At 50.3% G+C, this 18,313-nt stretch carries 12 protein-coding genes; all 12 read left to right on the top strand.

Annotation, left to right across the window (positions count from 1 at the left end; genetic code table 11):
• The first annotated feature begins 426 nt into the window (after nt 1-426).
• Nucleotides 427-1,431: a type I glyceraldehyde-3-phosphate dehydrogenase gene (gene gap / locus HMPREF2609_RS03940; RefSeq protein WP_070535121.1), complete on the top strand. Its 1,005-nt coding sequence runs from the start codon at nt 427-429 to the stop codon at nt 1,429-1,431.
• Nucleotides 1,432-1,701: 270 nt separating this feature from the next.
• On the top strand, nt 1,702-2,925 hold the full coding sequence (gene pgk / locus HMPREF2609_RS03935) for a phosphoglycerate kinase (protein WP_070535119.1): 1,224 nt from the start codon (nt 1,702-1,704) through the stop codon (nt 2,923-2,925).
• A 118-nt stretch (nt 2,926-3,043) separates the two neighbouring features.
• Nucleotides 3,044-4,501, top strand: a complete 1,458-nt coding sequence (locus tag HMPREF2609_RS03930) for a hypothetical protein (protein ID WP_070535117.1) — start codon at nt 3,044-3,046, stop codon at nt 4,499-4,501.
• A gap of 141 nt (nt 4,502-4,642) precedes the next feature.
• A complete protein-coding gene (gene tpiA, locus HMPREF2609_RS03925) occupies nt 4,643-5,419 on the top strand; it encodes a triose-phosphate isomerase (RefSeq protein WP_070535115.1) in 777 nt (258 codons plus the stop codon).
• 83 nt (nt 5,420-5,502) lie between these two features.
• Entirely contained in the window at nt 5,503-5,895 is a 393-nt protein-coding gene (locus HMPREF2609_RS03920) for a DUF6176 family protein (RefSeq protein WP_202909424.1), read from the top strand.
• A gap of 289 nt (nt 5,896-6,184) precedes the next feature.
• Nucleotides 6,185-7,810, top strand: coding sequence for a BCCT family transporter (locus tag HMPREF2609_RS03915; RefSeq protein WP_070535111.1), 1,626 nt, complete (start codon nt 6,185-6,187; stop codon nt 7,808-7,810).
• Between the two features lie 144 nt (nt 7,811-7,954).
• Nucleotides 7,955-8,365 carry a hypothetical protein gene (locus HMPREF2609_RS03910; RefSeq protein WP_048752228.1) on the top strand — a complete coding sequence of 137 codons (411 nt, stop codon included), beginning with the start codon at nt 7,955-7,957 and terminating at the stop codon, nt 8,363-8,365.
• Between the two features lie 122 nt (nt 8,366-8,487).
• A complete protein-coding gene (secG, locus tag HMPREF2609_RS03905; protein WP_172461380.1) occupies nt 8,488-8,745 on the top strand; it encodes a preprotein translocase subunit SecG in 258 nt (85 codons plus the stop codon).
• 253 nt (nt 8,746-8,998) lie between these two features.
• On the top strand, nt 8,999-10,378 hold the full coding sequence (locus HMPREF2609_RS03900) for an SWIM zinc finger family protein (RefSeq protein ID WP_048752226.1): 1,380 nt from the start codon (nt 8,999-9,001) through the stop codon (nt 10,376-10,378).
• A gap of 66 nt (nt 10,379-10,444) precedes the next feature.
• Complete coding sequence (locus HMPREF2609_RS03895; RefSeq protein ID WP_048752224.1) at nt 10,445-13,099, top strand: DUF6493 family protein; 2,655 nt, start codon at nt 10,445-10,447, stop codon at nt 13,097-13,099.
• 22 nt (nt 13,100-13,121) lie between these two features.
• Nucleotides 13,122-15,788, top strand: coding sequence for a DUF6493 family protein (locus tag HMPREF2609_RS03890; protein ID WP_070535108.1), 2,667 nt, complete (start codon nt 13,122-13,124; stop codon nt 15,786-15,788).
• The coding region (locus HMPREF2609_RS03885; RefSeq protein WP_070535106.1) for a DUF6493 family protein at nt 15,778-18,313 on the top strand (2,536 nt) is incomplete at its 3' end. The genes HMPREF2609_RS03890 and HMPREF2609_RS03885, both read left to right, overlap by 11 nt.

Here is an 18,313-nt window from a genome sequence, read left to right as displayed (position 1 = left end):
TAACCCGCCCTTCTGTTGCGCAAAAAATTTTTATAGGCAAGCTAATACTACTGTGATGCGGTGGCGCGTGGGGTCGTGCGCTCTTTTCATAGAAGAGAAGGATCTAACTATAAAGTCTTTAGTATATTTTGTCTTAGTTTGACATCAGTTGCGTTTGAGTAGCTACAACCATATCCCAACATACAGAGCCACTGAATTCAACGTAAAACAACAGAAAACAAAGGGTTTTTGGTCAATTTCGTAATGTAAATCACAAAAATACCCGATAAAAACACACCCAAACGCACATAAACTAAGGTACGATTATAACAACACCGGCGGACACGCAACCAGCGTGAGACGAAAGACTCTAGAGACTCTTGCATGAGACCCATGAACAATGGCTCTAGTCCGTCAAACTCAATGCACTGACAAGGAGATACTCCAGTGACTGTACGCGTAGCTATCAACGGTTTTGGTCGCATCGGCCGCACTTTCTTCCGCGCCGCGCGCGCTGAGGCTGAGGGCTTTGAGATCGTAGCAATCAACGATCTTACCGACCCGAAGACTCTTGCCAACTTACTTAAGTATGACTCCATTATGGGTCGCCTGGGGGTCGACGTAGAGGTCAAGGATGATGTACTGGTTGTCGACGGCAAGGAAATTAAGATCCTTGCTGAGCGCAATCCCGCAGATCTTCCTTGGAAGGACCTCGGCGTAGATGTTGTGCTTGAGTCCACCGGTTTCTTCACCGAAGGTTCAAAAGCACAGGCGCACATTGATGCCGGCGCTAAGAAGGTTATTATTTCTGCACCCGGTAAGAATATTGACGGTACCTTCGTGATGGGCGTGAACGACGAGCAGTACGATCCGCAGAACCACCACATTGTCTCCAACGCATCCTGCACCACCAACTGCCTGGCTCCTTTGGCAAAGGTTCTCAACGATTCCTTTGGTATTGAAAAGGGCTTGATGACTACTATCCACGCATACACTGCTGACCAGCGTCTGCAGGATGCTCCTCACTCCGACCTGCGCCGTGCACGTGCAGCAGCTGTCAACATGGTTCCCACCTCCACCGGTGCGGCAGCAGCAGTTGGCCTCGTGCTTCCCGAGCTCAAGGGTAAACTGGACGGTTTCGCAGTTCGCGTTCCTACCATTACCGGCTCCATTACTGACCTTACCTTCACCGCATCCCGCGAGGTTACTAAGGAAGAAGTTAATGCGGCTCTGAAGGCTGCAGCCGAGGGTCCGATGAAGGGCATCATCAAGTACAGCGAGGATCCCATCGTCTCGAAGGACATTGAGGGCGAAGGAATCTCCACTATCTTCGATGCGCCGCTAACCAAGGTTATCGGCGACCAAGTGAAGGTTATCGCTTGGTACGACAATGAGTATGGTTATGTATCCCGCTTGGTAATGTTTACCAACAAGGTCGTGGCTTCTCTCTAAGCCTATCTGCGCAAGGATAGCTACTTTACGAGCTGACGAGGAGAACCCCAATTCTACAGCATGTTTTTACCGTAGAGTTGGGGTTTTCTTGTACCACGAAGTAAAGAACAAGGCGTGTATGTCTGGGATATCGGTAGAATTTGCCTAAACCACCATCCGCGCCGAACTAGGCTAAAAATGGTCATTTCAGCAGACTTACGGCTATGTGACCACCAGAATTCTGTATTATTGAAAATACACACATCCCCACTAATGTAGGAGGAATTTCCCATGGCTAAGGCACTTGCAGAGCTGCTTGATGAAGGTGTAACGGGACGTTACGTGCTGGTTCGTTCCGATCTTAACGTTCCCCTAAAAGACGGCGTGGTAACCGATGACGGTCGTGTGCGTGCATCCCTGCCTGTTATTGAAAAATTGGCTAAAGCTGGTGCTCGCGTTATTGTAACCGCACATCTTGGGCGCCCCAAGGGTCAGGTAGATCCCCAGTATTCGATTGCCCCTGCGGCTGCGCGCCTTGCCGAGCTTGCATCCGTACCTGTAAAGGTAGCGGCAGATCTTGTGGGTGAGGACGCAAAGGCGAAGGCTGCGGACCTCAAAGACGGTGAAGTCCTTGTTCTTGAGAACGTGCGTTACGATGCTCGGGAGACTTCTAAGGACGATGCAGAGCGTGGTGCATTTGCAGACGAGCTCGTTGCTCTCACCGGTAAAAATGGCGCATATGTGGATGACGCATTCGGCGCTGTTCACCGCAAGCATGCGTCAGTTTACGATGTAGCGAAGCGTCTGCCCGCGTACCTTGGCGACCTTGTTAAGAAGGAAGTCGATGTTCTCTCAAAGGCTCTTAATAATCCCGAGCGTCCCTTCGTCGTCGTCATGGGCGGTGCGAAGGTCTCTGATAAACTTGCCGTGATCGACAACTTGATTGGCAAGGCAGATTCCATTCTTATTGGTGGTGGCATGGGATATACCTTCGCCTATGCGCAGGGTTACGAAGTCGGTAATTCCCTGCTTGAAAAAGACCAAGTTGAGACTGTAAAGCGTTACCTAGAAGAAGCTCCCAAGAAGGGAACTGAAATCGTGACCGCTGTTGATGTTGTCTGGGCTGATGACTTCTCAGCAGAGGCTAACACTGAAATTCGACCCGTCGAGGATCTCACCGGCGGTAAACTCGGCACCGAAGCAGAAGGTCTAGATATTGGACCGAAAACTCGTGAACTCTTCGCAGAGAAGATTAAGAATGCGAAGACTATTTTCTGGAATGGTCCGGTGGGCGTCTTTGAAATTGCTCCCTTTGCCGGTGGTACGAAGGCCGTTGCAGAAGCAATTGTTGAGTCTGATGCATTCTCCATCATTGGTGGTGGTGACTCTGCGTCGGCTGTACGCAACCTTGGCTTTGCTGACGAACAGTTCGGGCACATCTCTACGGGTGGCGGTGCATCGCTCGAATACATTGAGGGTAAGACCCTGCCCGGTCTGGACGCTCTAGGGGCATAACTTTTATTGCGCTTTCCCTAGGAAAACGCACCCGGCTCTCAACCTCAAAGACGTGCCGGGTGCGTTCCTATATGCTCATAGATAGATAGCCATAACCCACATCGCAAGGATGCATTCCATGGGATTTTTCTCTAAATACTTTGGTTCCCGCGAAGCTACAACAGTCGCAGACTATGAACGTGAAGTGCGGCAAGAAAGACAGGCATCCGCTCAGAATCTGAAAGAGCCTCGGAAGATGGGCGAAGCTAAAGTCGCATCAGCTTCAGAACATCCGGATTATTTGTATGGTGCCTCTGCCGATAATTTGTCAGATTTTTGGGAAAACTCAGCAGCTGATCGGGACCACAAACTGGCTATCACCATGCTGCAAGCACAAAAATCTAGGGATATTATTCAGACGCTAGTAACTGACCTTGAAGATCACCTAAACGAGCTCCCTAGTTATCTAGAGAAAACCGTGACGGAGCTTCATCAAAAAACTACTCAAGCGCTCCTGAGCTACTACACTTATAACGCTGCGTGGGAGATAAACCCACAAAACCCAGAATTTGCCGAATATTATTTTCCGAGTTATAACGCTGCATACGATATTGTAAAAGTTGCTTACCGGTGTCTGCAGAATAATATCTGGACTACAACTAATATCTCAGGACAAAAACACGAGATGATACGTATCTTATCTGAACGTGCACAAGATACGGCGCAGATTATTCCAGAGATTATGCCAACAGTTATAGATTCCCCGGTAGTCATGGCTCCATCAGACGCATTTCTTATTTCTGTAGAAGAACGCCAGAGCATTCTGAAGACAGGACAGCGTGTTGCCCAAGAAGCGATAGTACGCGCCCAGCACCTTGTCCAAAAGGCTAAGTCACAACCTGAAACGGGACTCTATAATCTAGCACTCGCGTATGAATCGGGTGCCTCAGATCTTGTACTTGCCCTTGAAAACTATGCAGACTGTGCGCGGGAAAGTCAACTGCTGCATGTGGATTTTGTTACTGCTTTTCGTCAGGTGGTAAGAATTTTGCGGGAGACTTCTGGCGATGAACAGTACGTTCATATACTCGAATATCTCGCGAGATTAGAGTCTATATCGATAAGAGCATTGGAAGATTACTCTCTTGCTGACGATGCTGATACTGTGCTCTACCTTCTGGATCTTGTGCATTCGGATGTTCCTGAACAGACCTTTACAGAGATTTTGGGCTGTTTGCTTGAACCGTACCGGCGCTACCTCACAATGCTGCTGACTCAGTGGGATATCTATGCTCTAGGAAATTTTGCTCCGCTTATGGTAGCGACCTATGCGATGTATACCCATGCGCGTATATGTTATGAGGAAGCATTGGCTGAGAATGGAAATACCCTACAGGCCTGGAGCCTCGCCCACAGCGCTCATGAAGCGATCGTGATGGCGCATCGTTATGCGTACACTGACTACCGTGAAATGTTTCAAGATTACGATGAAGAAGAACTTGATGCTCTAATATTGCAGAACATGTCGGAAAATACTCGGGAATTCTTCATACAGGAGACAGAACAAATGGCAAACGCGTGGAAACTTGATCTGTAGCTTTTCGGAGTAGGTCTGACTAGCCTAAAAATCCAGATAAAACCTAGAGCATTTAGTGTTTTTGAGTGATCAAACCATTAAAATGGAAGATAGAAATTTCCGAATCTATACCCTGATTTTTCGGGGGATTGGAGCGAAAATATGTCGCGCAAACCGCTGATCGCCGGTAACTGGAAGATGAATCTTAACCATGCTGAAGCCGTTACGCTGGTCCAGAAGCTAGCATGGACTCTTGATGATTCGAATTTTGATTTTACAAAGACTGAAGTAGCGGTATTCCCTCCCTTTACCGATATTCGCTCCGTACAGACCCTCGTTGAAGGCGACAAACTGAGCATTGAATATGGTGGTCAGGATATTTCTGTACATGAATCCGGTGCATACACCGGAGAGATCTCTGGTGCGTTTTTGCAGAAACTTGGTGCGAAATACGTTCTCGTAGGACACTCTGAGCGTCGCACTTACCATCACGAAAGTGATGAACTATGCGCTGCTAAGGTGCAGGCTGCTTACACCTATGATTTGACCCCGGTACTGTGCGTTGGTGAAGCCCTGGAAGTTCGTGAAACTGGCACTCATGTGGACTTTACCCTTGAGCAGCTTCGCGGTTCTATTGTAGGCTTGAGCGCCAAGCAAGCAGAAACTCTTGTGGTTGCGTATGAACCTGTATGGGCAATTGGCACTGGTAAGGTCGCAACTGCCGATGATGCGCAGGAAATGTCTGCGGCTATACGTGCTGAATTTGAAAAGCTCTACTCCACAGACGTTGCTCAGAAGGTTCGTATTCTCTACGGCGGATCGGTTAAGTCTTCTTCGGCGCCCTCTATTATGGGGAAGGAAGATGTGGATGGTGTGCTGGTAGGTGGCGCTTCCCTTCAGGCTGAAGAGTTTGCAGCAATTGCGCGTTTTGACGCATAGCTAAGCAGCAATTCGTATTAAAGGCGTCTAGCATACGTGTATTCGTGCGCTAGGCGCCTACCATTTTGTGTAATGTTACGAACATGAACAGAAATATTCTCATTCCATATTTAGAAAGGCTGATATTGATGCAGGTTGAGCTCACCAGATTTCGGGTGCGAAAAGGTCAAGAAGAGCGAGCTGTAGAATGGATGCATTTTCTTCGCCAGAATATGGATGCCGTTGAGCAGACTTTAGCGCCCGAGAAAATGTATGTTGAAACGATCTTTTCGGAGGTTCGTGATGGACATATGTACTTGTACTGGTACAGCGTACAGGGGCAGGGAGCACAACCTGTAGAAGAATCAGAGCACCGGGTGGATAAGGAGCATTTAAGGTTCTGGCGCGAGGTTATTGACCCTACATTTCCGGGAGAAGATCTAACGATGGAGGTTCTGATGACACTACCAGATGTTCGTAAAGTTGCCTCAGGGTAAGAGAACGTAGCTTTGGAGCACAATAGGCGGTACCTAAAATTTTTCTGTAAAAATGTGGAAAGTTAGCGATTTTCGGTATAGATCTACGGCTAATATTATTATAATAATATCTAAAATATAACAAAATGATTAAGGATTTTGAGTTATTTTGATGCAGTTAGCTGTGCTTTATTTAAATTTAATTTAATTAAATATAATTCAAATGGTTTTTGTGTGTTTAAAATGTGTGGTTTTGTGGAGTCTTCGAGATTTGTTACACTTATGCCTAAGCGTTTTAGGAGGGTGAGATATGAAATCACGCAAGTATACGTCTGTTTTTATTGGTTCATTAATTATTTCATTAATATTAGTGGCTCTGGGTTTTGTTCCGGGTTACGAGGCAGTTTCTAAAAACTGGAGGGCGCTGATCGGAACTGACTTCGGTTGGTTTTACCTCCTGCTTGTAACTCTTATAGTATTGGTCTGCGGGTTTTTTGTTTTAAGCCCTATGGGGCAAATTAAGCTTGGAGAGCCTGACTCAAAGCCCGAGTATTCCACTGGTTCGTGGATTGCCATGCTTTTCTCGGCTGGTATGGGTATCGGTCTAGTTTTCTATGGTGCTGCCGAGCCGCTTTCACACTTTGCTAACAAAACTCCGCATGCTGCACCGGAGTCACAGCAAGCAATGGCGGATTCCTTCCAATTTACGTTCTTCCACTGGGGTATACACGCCTGGGCTGTGTACGGTATTGTGGCTATGGCTTTGGCATATTTCGGTTTCCGTAAGGAAGAGAAATATCTTCTTTCTGTCACACTTAAGCCGCTTTTCGGTAAAAAAACCGATGGCTGGCTGGGATATATTATAGATATTGTTACTGTGGTGGCAACCGTTATTGGTGTGGCAACCACGCTTGGCTTCGGTGCTATTCAGATTAATGGTGGGCTGAGCTACCTCACTGATAATGCCATTCCTAATAGCATGGAGGTACGCACTGTTATTATCGTAGTAACCACTGCTCTCTTTGTGCTCTCAGCTCTTTCGGGGCTGGGTAAAGGTATTAAAATCCTTTCAAATCTTAATATGATTCTGGCTATCGCACTTCTGGCGATTGCTATTGCGGTTGGCCCTACCGTCAAAATTTTTGACAATATGTCGGAATCCATCGGTCTATACATGCAGAACTTTTTCGAGATGAGTTTCCGAACCGCCGCATTTAATGGTGACGAACGCGCCTGGATTGATACCTGGACCATTTTCTACTGGGCATGGTGGATCTCTTGGTCGCCCTTCGTTGGCCTCTTCATCGCCCGCATCTCCAAAGGCCGTTCAATACGTGAGTTTATTACTGTAGTACTTCTGATACCTACCGTCTTAAGCTTCATCTGGTTCTCCACTTTCGGTACGATGGCTAATACGGTACAGCAGAACGGTCTAGAGAATCTGACGAAACTAGAGGATGAACAACTGCTGTTCGGCACGTTCAAACACTACCCGCTGGGTATGTTAATGTCGATCATCGCAATCATCCTGATCTTTACCTTCTTCATTACCTCCGCAGACTCAGCAACTTATGTGCTCTCAATGCTTTCTGAAGATGGGCGTCTTATCCCCACTAACGGAAAGAAAGTTGTGTGGGGTGTTATCGTCGCGGGTATTGCAACCGTGCTGCTGTATGCTGGCGGGCTAGACGCTCTGCGGAATACGCTGATTATTATTGCGTTACCCTTCGCCGTTGTGATTGCGTTAATCGTGGTGGCGCTAATAGTTGAGGTGTATCACGAGAAGGTTCAGATGGGTCTGTCAATCTCGCCTAAACGGTATCCTGAAAAGGGACAGCCCTTCAAATCTTATGAACCTTACGAGGTTGAAGACTCTGAAAACGATCAGATATCAGAAGAAAAGTCTGAAGCAAAAGTGGTTCAAAAAGAATCATAAATTTTTAGCATCGTAAAATAAAAGACCTTCCCAGGTGTCGGTTATCACTCCTGGGAAGGTCTTTTATTTGTGGAGTAGCAAACTGTAGCTACCCTATAAGCTAAGTTCCTGCATCCCGGAAACTCAACCCGTTAGACTTTAACTATGTTTGCAATTATATCCCTTGTCGTTGCAGGTCTTTTGGCGGTCATAGTGGTCCTCATTATTCGAGGCCGACGAGTCTCTGCGCCTACTGCTGAGACTCCGCAGATCGTGTATTTTGAAAATAAACGTGATAGTTTCCTGGACTGGCTGTACCATCGTACAAGTTCCCCAGAAGTGCCCGTTCAGGTAAAACTACGCGATTGGGTAGACTTGGGATTCTATGCCGAAGGCGGCAACTACTGGGGTGTAGCCCAACAATTTACGTACTATCTTGTTCAGGGCGGTTATGTTTACGCCTACGATACTGAGGGAAATCCACTTGATGCGGGGCGAGCACTGCGAGACCGTCCGGATGCATTTCAGCTTACCCCCAGCGAATATCAGCGGCGTGTCACTCAGTTTAGGCAGTAATTTAGCCCTTCGCTCTACGCGTTATTACGTGTTAGAGAATGACCACAGAGTCTCTATACCGTATAGTTATTAAGGTCTGCCATGGGACAGGCTTTATCATCTACCTATTAGGAAGGCCCGCTGTGGACATCATTATGAATGTGCTTTTGGTAGTCATCGTGATTACCAGCATTATCACCGTGCTTCTGGTGCTCTTGAACCGCGGTCAGGGTGGTGGCTTGTCCGATATGTTTGGTGGCGGTATGACCAGCTCACTGAATTCTTCAGGTATGGCTTCTAAGAACCTAATCCGTCTGACTATTACGGTTACCGTTATTTGGGTTATTGCCGTGGTGCTTTACGGTCTAGCACTACGTTTTAACGGACAGTTCGTCATATAGATAGACTTTATATATTTCCAAGAAGCCCCGGCAGGTACATCTGCTGGGGCTTCTTACATGTCCTACTGTAGTAATTATGGAGATTGTCGGTGCATAAGATGACGGAGGATCAAGTCATGACGAGTGTCTGATATAGAAGACAAGCAGATAATATTTTCCCTAGGATGACGGAAAAGAGGCCAAAACTTTCGGGGTTCAGGCATAGTAGTGATAAGGCGAAAACCTAGCATATCCAACCACTGAAGGGATCGCCATGGCACAGACTCTAACCTATACATATCTAAAACCTTCTTTACTGCATGAACAAGATGGCAGTCTTGGACTTGCTTTAGCAACTAGCGGCGGCAGCACACCGGAAGGCGCGGCGGCACACCCTTACTTCTTCTCAGGATTCATGGAGCGCCCTGATGTAATTGCGGCGTCGCTATTGGTGGTTGCGCGCGTGGCCCGCACCCGCTACTACACTCCACCCGGCATGGTCGCCGCCATTTTGCGGGCTGCCGACCCGGTAGTGACCAGCACCAGCGAGGGACTCCGGTTTGAATCCTTTAGCGCCTGCTGCGGTGTCTATGCCCGACTTGACGTAGACTCCTCTGCCCTAGATGCCACCCACAGCGCTGTAGGCGTGACAAATGTGGACGTGAATCCGCCGCTTCGCACTGCTTTAGCTTCTCTCCGGGCTGGCGAGCCCCTCCACCTGGATGTGGGTGATGAAGGGCTGCTGACCACCACCCTAGACGGTGAAGTGATGGAAGATAAAGTACCCCTGCCAGTACGCTGGCTCAAAGGGTTCGCCGAAACACAGATGCTCTCATCCCTGATGAAGCCCACTCATTCTCTGGATGCGGCAGCAGCCCGCATGTTCATCCAGGGGCTGCCGCGCCGATCCGCCACGAAAAGCGTCATGTGGGCAACCCGTGCGGTGCGTTCACTGAGGCTGGCTACCCGAGCCACCGTTGGGTCGGTGTGCGTGGCCGGACCGGAGCGGCTGCGGGTGCTTGAGCCGCTCATCCGATTCATGACCCGTCTGGAAGCATACAGCGAACCGGTCATCTCAGGTAACGCCCCGGTGGCGAGCGTGTGGGTGGCCCACTTGCCGGGTGCGCGCCTGAGCATTGGGTTGAGCCCCGAAAGATCACGCGGATTCTCGGGGGAAGGTTCTGTGTTGCAGGCGCTCTCCGATCCGTCAGTTGCTGAAAATGCGGATATGCTCAGTGTGCTTCTCTCCTTTGAGCCGCGTATTGAGGTGCCCGTCATGTCTACACGCAGCGGGCTGAACGAGACTCAAGTACGCGACGCCCTCGCATTACTGGCATCCTCCGGACAGGTCGGTTTTGATGTGCAGGCAGGGGAGTACTTCCACCGGCCGCTGCCCGTGCAGGCGGATGCCCTGCAGGCTATGCATCCGCGGCTGGTGAGTGCCCAGAAACTTATTGACTCCGGTGCGGTGTGGGATGACGGAGACGGCACCTATCGAGTACAGTCGCGGGACACGTTCTACACGGTAACCCCCGCCGAGAAAATCGAAGAATACCGGTGTACCTGCCCGTGGTGGGTGAAATACCGGGGCACCCGAGGCCCCTGTAAACATGTACTGGCGGTAAGCATTAAACGTCGCGGCGGACTGAATTAGCCTGATACCGGGTTGCATCCGTAAAGAAGCATATTTTCCGTACACACCCAAATATACAAACAGGTAATGATGGACGAGAAGAACTATTCGCAGCACACGAGCCTTGGAGAGCGTCGAGCCCGCCTGCGGGAGCTCATGAAACGTGACGACGCAACCGTTGAGGATTATCACGCGGTGATTAGCGGGGCGGCAGAGGAAGAACGCGCGTCGTTGGCAAGGACGCTATCGCCCACGAAACTTGCGAAAGCCCGAGGGGAGAAAGCAGCTTTGGCCGCATATGCAGTAGGGGCTTTAACCTCTTCGGCTCCGCGTGCGGTAAGGATCATAAGTGAACTTTTTCATCCTCTTCGAGATAAGAATTTTAATATTATTCCTGAGCCGCCTATGCCTGCTACTGAGCAGCTCTGGGAATTCTTAACTCAAGGGGTAATAGAACGATCCGATGAGTGGGTTCTGCATTTTGTTGAAGAATGTTCAGACGATTGGTCCATACGTTCCTGGACACACCTCAATAAACTTATACGTGAACATTCGCTGACGAGCTTATCGCCAGGGTATCTTTGCATGATGATGAATGCCGTCCCACACGTGAGAGAAAAGTCTGCGGAAGAGTATCAGAATATAGAGCAGTTCTTCCGTCACGATCCTGTGCTGCTGGAACGAGAATTTTGGGATGCTTTCACAGCTGAAGGGGTACTCGCACAGTCTAGGTGGGATCCCACCTTGCAGCCGGAATATCGAAGTTCGTCGTCATTTTCGGCTCTTGCTCAGGTCATGTGCGAAACTTTTCCAGATATTCGTCCCAGGTTCTTGGATGAAACGCTCAAAGGGCTCCTGCGCGACTACTCGGCCCACCACGTGCGGCATTTTTATCGGTCCCACGCTGCTCTGCAGCCAACACCTCAAGAAATTAAGGAGCGTTTTGCGCTCTACCTTTCGGTGCTGGGGACGGCGTATAGCCCAGCTATTGCCATGGCGCAAGATCTGCTGGAGCAGGCAGTTTACGAGCTTTCCGACGCGCAAGCACGTGAGTTCATTGAGGTTTCAGCAACAGTGCTGACGCGCACCGAAAAGAAAATTCTGCGCGCTCAGATACGGCTTCTTTCTCTACTGCTTAAAGTCCACCCCGAATGTACTGAACAAGTAAGCCAGACAGTACAGGATGCTTTCAAATCTATGCCCTTGGACCTTCAAGACAAGGCCCAGAAGCTCATCAATGATCCGGTGCGAGAAACACCCACGCACCAGGACGCAGCGGGGAGTATCACGGTACCGGACATCACCCCGAAGGATCGTGAACCGCAGGGGTGCTTGGCGCCTCGACCGCCTATTACTACGGATCGGGAACTAATGGAATGCCTGGCAGCAACCTTCCAAGGAGGCGATGGCACCGATATTCCGCGCATCCTGGAGTACTTGGAACATGCCGAGAGTCTGGAAATAAACGATGCAGAGCAGAAGCTTCTCTGGGAAGCTCGTGAACTTCTCATAGAAGAATCATTCGGTATTTATACCCTCTCCAGTCCCAATATCCCGTACCTTGCCATTGCGGCACTCATCAAAAGTGGACAGATACAACATGCTGATATTGCTAGGATACCGATCATCCCAACCTGGTATAAAGAACGTCTCTACCTAAGCGATGAGCACGGAGACCCGGTGATAGTAGATGAACAGACGGCTAAGAAGTATCACCCTCGTCCCTTTAATGTAAAAGCTACAGGGACAGAACTTCATCTCAATGAGCGCGGACCTCACATGCTGCTGATGGAGCAGTTGTTCGCCCTGATTTTTGCGGATCAAGACGCAGAAACCAACATAGTGGCCGCGCCTTTTGCGCCCCAGCGAGTAGCCCTTGAACGCACTACGGGTACAGTCCTCACCCAGTATTGGGAATCGCTATATCTTGCTCGGGAGTACAGCTTCCCTCTGCAATTCCCGCTGTGGGTTGGAACAGATACACCCGATGCTGCCGCGCTCTCCGTTGAAGCTGCTGCGTTTAACACCAACAGCACGCAAATCGAGTACGTGCACCGTATGGTGGAATCAAAATACTATCCTGCGTACCGCACGGTCATGGGGTGGTACGGCTGGCTGATGCAGAACAACCCAGATATTTTCAGCGCACAGACCATGCCTATTCTTGTGGCAGCTATCCATGCCCATAATGCTTATGGCGCCGATATCATCATGCGCATCCTAGGTGATATGCACCGAGCACTGGGTGCCGCCTCCTACAGCGCACTCGGGCTTGGTGCTAGCGCTAAAACTACCGAGGTGCGCGCCAATGCTGCGGAGGCGCTCGCCTCCCTGGTGGATCGGGGCATGTTCGATACTACTTTATTCGCCAAAGAACTGTATTGGTTGTTGAACCAGCACCACGTGATGGCTCAACGAATTGAGCAGACATTTAGGGATGCTGCGTTGATTAGCCCCTTGGCGGGCTGGCGGATTATGCAGGTACTAGAAGGCATACTGCCTGCCGTGGGCGAGGTGAACAGAGGCGGTACGCTGGTGCAGCTTTTAGCGCAATTAGCGGGGGAGTACGGTGTCAGTATCGAGATTCCTGAGGTTTTGCGGCCCAAAATGAAAGGATCGACCGTGCTGGCGAAAAGTCTGCGTGCGCTTGAAAAGCTGCAGCCTCATCCGACCGAGCTTGCGGAGCAGGCCCGAGACCAAGCCCAAGAACTGCTGGACCAACACCGCTGCGCACAACCCTAAACGCAGAAACTGAGAGCCCGTTATGACACCAAAAATACCGCAACCTAGTCTTACGGAACGTCGCGCCCGCCTGCGGGAGTTGCTGAAACGTGACGATGCCACCTTCTGGCAATACCATGAAGTTCTCACCGGTGCCACCGAGGATGAGCGCAAGAGCCTTGCACGCACACTTTCCATTAAAAAGCTCATAGACCGCTACAGCCGTGAAGGAACGACCGAGCAGCGGCTTGTGTGCGTCTACACGGCGGCCGCACTGGGTGGAACCTTCAAACATGTGGGTGTTGAGCTCTTAAACCTCATCGGCCGGGGATTACCCGGTGAGGCGAACTGGAAGTTTTCAACCGCTGAATCGGAACAATACCTTAGCCAACGCACAGAAGCCATGATGCTTGGACTCAGCGAACGTGATAACACCTGGATAACCGGGTTCGTTAACGAGCGTGGCTATGGCAGGTTTGGTTACGACTTGCCCACGCTCTGGGTGCAGATACATCAGCTTCTTCACGAACGCGGACTTACCAATACCACGCGCTCCTACCTCTGGGGGTTCGTGACGGCCGTTCCTGACATGTACATTGGCTCATCCGAGAACCGGGAAGAGGTTATCTCTTTCTTCAAGAACAACCCTCAGACGCTAGAACACGAAATGTGGGCGTGTTTCACAGATGAAGGGCTTCTGCGGAAAGAGTGGTCAGGGCGTGAAAACGCGGACACGCTCGCTCTCTTCCACATGCTGCAGGAGAATTTTGACGGATTCCGTGACCGCCTGCTTACTGAATGTCTGAAGGCGATGCTCCGCGACTTTTCTGCCAAGAACACCAGTATCTTTCACCACATCTATCGGGGGATGAACCCCACCCCAGACGAGAACCTTGGTAACACCAATCTGCTCACCTCAGTGCTCACTACCGTTCCCTCAACCTCCGTGGGATTGGCTCAAGAAATGTTGATGTCATGCGTCGAAAAGCTGACCGAACCCCAGATTCATGACTTACTTAATGTCTCTCGCACCGTGATGCTTCGCACCGAGAAGAAAATACTCCGGGCGCAGATCGCACTCCTTGGCGCTATTGCTAGAACGCACCCCGAGTATACTCAAGATGTGGACGGCTTGATGAGGGAAACCGCAGAATCTCTACCGCCTGATCTGCAGCCCGCTGCGCAAACACTCATGTCTCCTGCTGAAGCCGCGGCGGATAAAACTAGCGCACCGTCTCACGCGGAGCAAGTAATGGGCAGCGTCATGATTCCCGAGAATCTGCCGCAACTTTTAGAGCAGCACGTTTCAACCCCACAGGTGCATATTTATACTAGTGATGCTGAGTTTATGGATGGTCTTATTCCCTGTCTCCAAGGCACAGGTGACGGTTCGCAGCTCCCGCAACTCATTGATTATTTAGCGCATAATCCTCGCATTACTCTTGATACGGCCCAGCAGGACTTTCTGGCTGAACGATGCGTGAATTCCGGTATCCGCTCGGGTACTCATGCGTTAGGCAACTATCTGACGTACCGGGTAATTGCCCCGCACCGAAAACTTTTTAAAAAACTGCCGCAAGGTTTTACCGGGTACCGGCATGAATTCCATACCGACCCCCAGACTGGCGAAACCATCCAGCCCTACCAGGTTGAACACACTGGATCTCTGGGGCGTCAAAAACCCCGTATAGAGAAAACGACCACAAATTATCGTGGACCGGCGGGGCTCTGTCAAGAGCAGATTAACTGTTTAGAACATCCAGAAAACCTTGTATTTGCGCCTATACCTCACGCAGAAGAGAGCACCTGGACACGCCATGTTGAACCTCTCACTTACCGCCCGCGTCCTCACAATATGTACGACCAAGCCTATGCTGAGGCTCCCAACGGCAGCCTGATGATGTGGCTTATTGAAGATCACGAACTACCGACCGCACAGATGCCTTTCGCACAGGCGGCTCTGAACACGGCAGGCATTCCGGAAGAGTTTATGCACCGTGCTGTTCAGGCAATCGACGATTTTCACTGTACCCTTATGCAATGGTATGCGTGGCTTCTGCAGAATAACCCCAATACATTGGCAGCGCAGAGCATGCCGTTCGTCACTACAACAGGATTCCAGAAACACGTCAAGGGGCTTGACGCCCTACTGGATACCATCACCCACACACATCAGGTTCTGCAAGACCCCGCCTATTCCGTGTTGGGCTGGCTAACTGGTGCAGCAGCAGCTGAGCACAGGGCTCTCACCGCCGAATCTATTGCAGTTCTTGCGGGTCGTGGAATGCTCAATACTTCTTTACTTGCGGATGAACTGGCCTACCTGCTCCGAGGGGGATGGGTTAAACCAATACGGGCAGCCAGCTGTTTACAGGACGCTGCATCCATTAGCCCGCTGGCGGGGTGGCGAATTGTGCAGGTGCTAGAGAACATGCTGCCTATGGTAGGTGAGATAAATCGGGGCAGTGCCCTGGTGCAGCTTTTATTGCAATTAGCGGGGGAGTACGGGGTGAGTATCAAGATTCCTGAGGTTTTGCAGCCGAAGATGAAAGGCTCGACCGTGCTGGTGAAGAATTTGCGGGCGCTCGAAAAGTTAGAACCGCATCCGACGGAGCTTGCAGAAAAGGCGCGGCAGCACGCTCAGAATCTTCTAGATAAGCGCCTCGGCAGGGATATTACCGTGAAAAAGGAGGAGAGGAATGCAAACTAACCCCGTTATTATGCTTAATAAGCGGCGAGAAGCACTTAAAAAGCTGGCTAAAAATCCGGAAGCACCTCTCAAAGAATTTCATGCTCTTTTAGAGGACGCTACAGAGGATGAACGTGCTGTGCTGGCTAAAACTCTGCCTCCAGCCAAGGTCTTAAGACGGGGGAACCGGGCTGTTTTGAGTCCTGTAGGTGGCTATCTTTTAGCAGCTTTGGGGACAAACCCCCGCAGGACACATAAGCGTTTCGTGGATTTATATACAGACAGTTCATGGGCGGCACGCCGAAGCGACACTGACTCTTTCGAAAACCCTCATGACGCTATCATGCGCGGTTTATACTTGGGACTCTCCGGACGCAGCGATACGTGGATTCTGGATTATATAGCGGCGACCCCCGCTATGGAGGATAACGATGCCTACGGTATATGGCGCGTACTACACACGCTTGTACGGGAACGGGACCTCCACTGTGAAACCCCTTCTTATCTTTGGAGAGCCTTACGTACCATATTCCCAGAAGGAAACAGTGCTGAAGACCACCCGGAAATACCTGCCACCTACCAAGAGGCACTTGAGCATATCCGCCAGGATCCTCTCCTGATTGAACGAGAACTGTGGACCTGCTTCCGCGTCGGAACAGCACTAGGTGCGGCAGCAGATTTCAAGTTTTTAGATTATCTAGATTGTCACCTTGACGGGTTCCGCAACCGTTTTCTCACCGAATGTTTGCGCTCAATACTCAGGGATTTTACGCCCAGGAAAACACGGGTCTTCCATATGCTTTACCGCGGCATGAAACCAACTACCGCGGAGAACCTGGCACGCACTTCACTACTGACCGCTATTTTACAGACGCAGCTATCCACGTCGGTAGGCCTAGCACAAGAGATGCTTACCCCCATTGTGGAGCAACTTTCTACGGAACAGCTCGATGCCCTGTTAGACGCATCAGCAGCAGTACTCTTCCGTACTGAGAAGAAGCTGGTGAAGGCCCAGCTAAACATCCTACAACAGCTGATTAAACATCGCCCTGAATACACGAACCGGGTGCACAGCATGATAGCTGAGATTGAGCGAACTCTACCTTTGGAGCTTCAAGAGCTGGTGCAAAATGTAGGATCTAAAGATAGTACGAAACCTACCCGACGCGGTGTAAAGAAAATACTGGAGTCCCAGGAAGTACAGTCGGCAGAAGCACTACAGGCGCAGGAACCTATTCTGATACCAGATGTCAACCCACGCCCACGGGCTCCGGGGGAACTTTTCATGGTGGATGCCCCTATTTCCAGTGACACGGAACTTTTTGATGTGCTGGTTGCCATGGTGACCGGTACAGCCCCCGAGACGGAACTGGTGCGTGCTCTCGCATATCTTAACCAGACAGAAAGTATCCGCTTTAACGAGGCACAGATAAAATACCTTGAGTCCGTCAACCTGAATTGGGGACGGCATATCCACGAGTTTGAGACCGCGGGAGAGGATATAGCTTTTCTGATCCTAGCGATATACGCACGATGTGCAGGTATGCAGCCAATAGAATTGCCGCCAATTACGATGGGTTACCGCGACTTTCTGTGGCTCGATAGGAACGGCCAGCCCATTATCACAAACAGTATGGAGTACCGCCCCTTAGGGGCGAAAACCAAGCAGGATCTTGTGGTCAACACTCGCGGGTTGACGGGCCTTTTACAAGAGCAACTTCTCTCACTGCTTCCCTCCAGCGGATATGCTGAAAAAATTTATACAGAACCTTTTGAAACACGAAATCATGCCATGCGACGCACCACATGGTCGACGGGATTAACACAGTACGCAAAACAAAGAATTATCAACAGTGATAGCGAGATACCCTATAACAGGAAACTCCTTCTGTGGGAAGACCCAAACGATACTTCTGCCCCCAATGACCTAGGCTTTGAAGACGCCGCTTTTAATACTGGCGGTGTGCGAGAAGATTACGGTCACCGTATCCATACGTCAAAACGTTGTACCTATACTTCGCAGAAATACGCTGTTGGTTGGTATGCCTGGCTCATGCAGAATAACCTGGATTATGCGGCAGCGCAGATGATGCCTGCCCTGATGACAGCCCTCTACGCGCGTACCGTTTTCGGGCTGAATGCGCTCCTCTATGCTCTTGGTAGTACCCCATGTCCTCTGGGCGCGCCTTCGTATAGCGCCTTGGGAATTGCGGCATCTGCGCTAGCACACGATATTCGGGCCTTAACAGCTGAGTCTCTTGCCCACCTGGCAGAGCGTGGAATGCTAGATCCTACACAATTCGCTGAAGAAGTAACGTGGCTTCTGCTATACCAGGATGTTCTGACTAACCGTGTGCTTGGGACCTTTCAAGATGCCGCATCCGTTAGCCCGTTGGCGGGGTGGCGAATTGTGCAGGTGCTAGAGAACATGTTGCCAGCGGTGAGCGGTATTAATCGTGGCGGTTCCTTCGTGCAGCTTTTAGCGCAATTAGCAGGGGAGTACGGGGCGAGTATCAAGATTCCTGAGGTTTTGCGGCCCAAAATGA

It is taken from the genome of Rothia sp. HMSC058E10, from assembly GCF_001809415.1.
Lineage (GTDB): Bacteria > Actinomycetota > Actinomycetes > Actinomycetales > Micrococcaceae > Rothia > Rothia dentocariosa.
The sequence above is the reverse complement of the archived record's forward strand: the minus strand, read 5'-3'. Positions and strand labels throughout refer to the sequence as shown.

Coding starts and splice junctions, on each gene's coding strand:
- HMPREF2609_RS03920 (WP_202909424.1), top strand. CDS start 5,503: ATGAACAGAAATATTCTCATTCCATATTTAGAAAGGCTGATATTGATG.
- HMPREF2609_RS03910 (WP_048752228.1), top strand. CDS start 7,955: ATGTTTGCAATTATATCCCTTGTCGTTGCAGGTCTTTTGGCGGTCATA.
- HMPREF2609_RS03915 (WP_070535111.1), top strand. CDS start 6,185: ATGAAATCACGCAAGTATACGTCTGTTTTTATTGGTTCATTAATTATT.
- HMPREF2609_RS03895 (WP_048752224.1), top strand. CDS start 10,445: ATGATGGACGAGAAGAACTATTCGCAGCACACGAGCCTTGGAGAGCGT.
- pgk (WP_070535119.1), top strand. CDS start 1,702: ATGGCTAAGGCACTTGCAGAGCTGCTTGATGAAGGTGTAACGGGACGT.
- HMPREF2609_RS03930 (WP_070535117.1), top strand. CDS start 3,044: ATGGGATTTTTCTCTAAATACTTTGGTTCCCGCGAAGCTACAACAGTC.
- tpiA (WP_070535115.1), top strand. CDS start 4,643: ATGTCGCGCAAACCGCTGATCGCCGGTAACTGGAAGATGAATCTTAAC.
- HMPREF2609_RS03890 (WP_070535108.1), top strand. CDS start 13,122: ATGACACCAAAAATACCGCAACCTAGTCTTACGGAACGTCGCGCCCGC.
- HMPREF2609_RS03900 (WP_048752226.1), top strand. CDS start 8,999: ATGGCACAGACTCTAACCTATACATATCTAAAACCTTCTTTACTGCAT.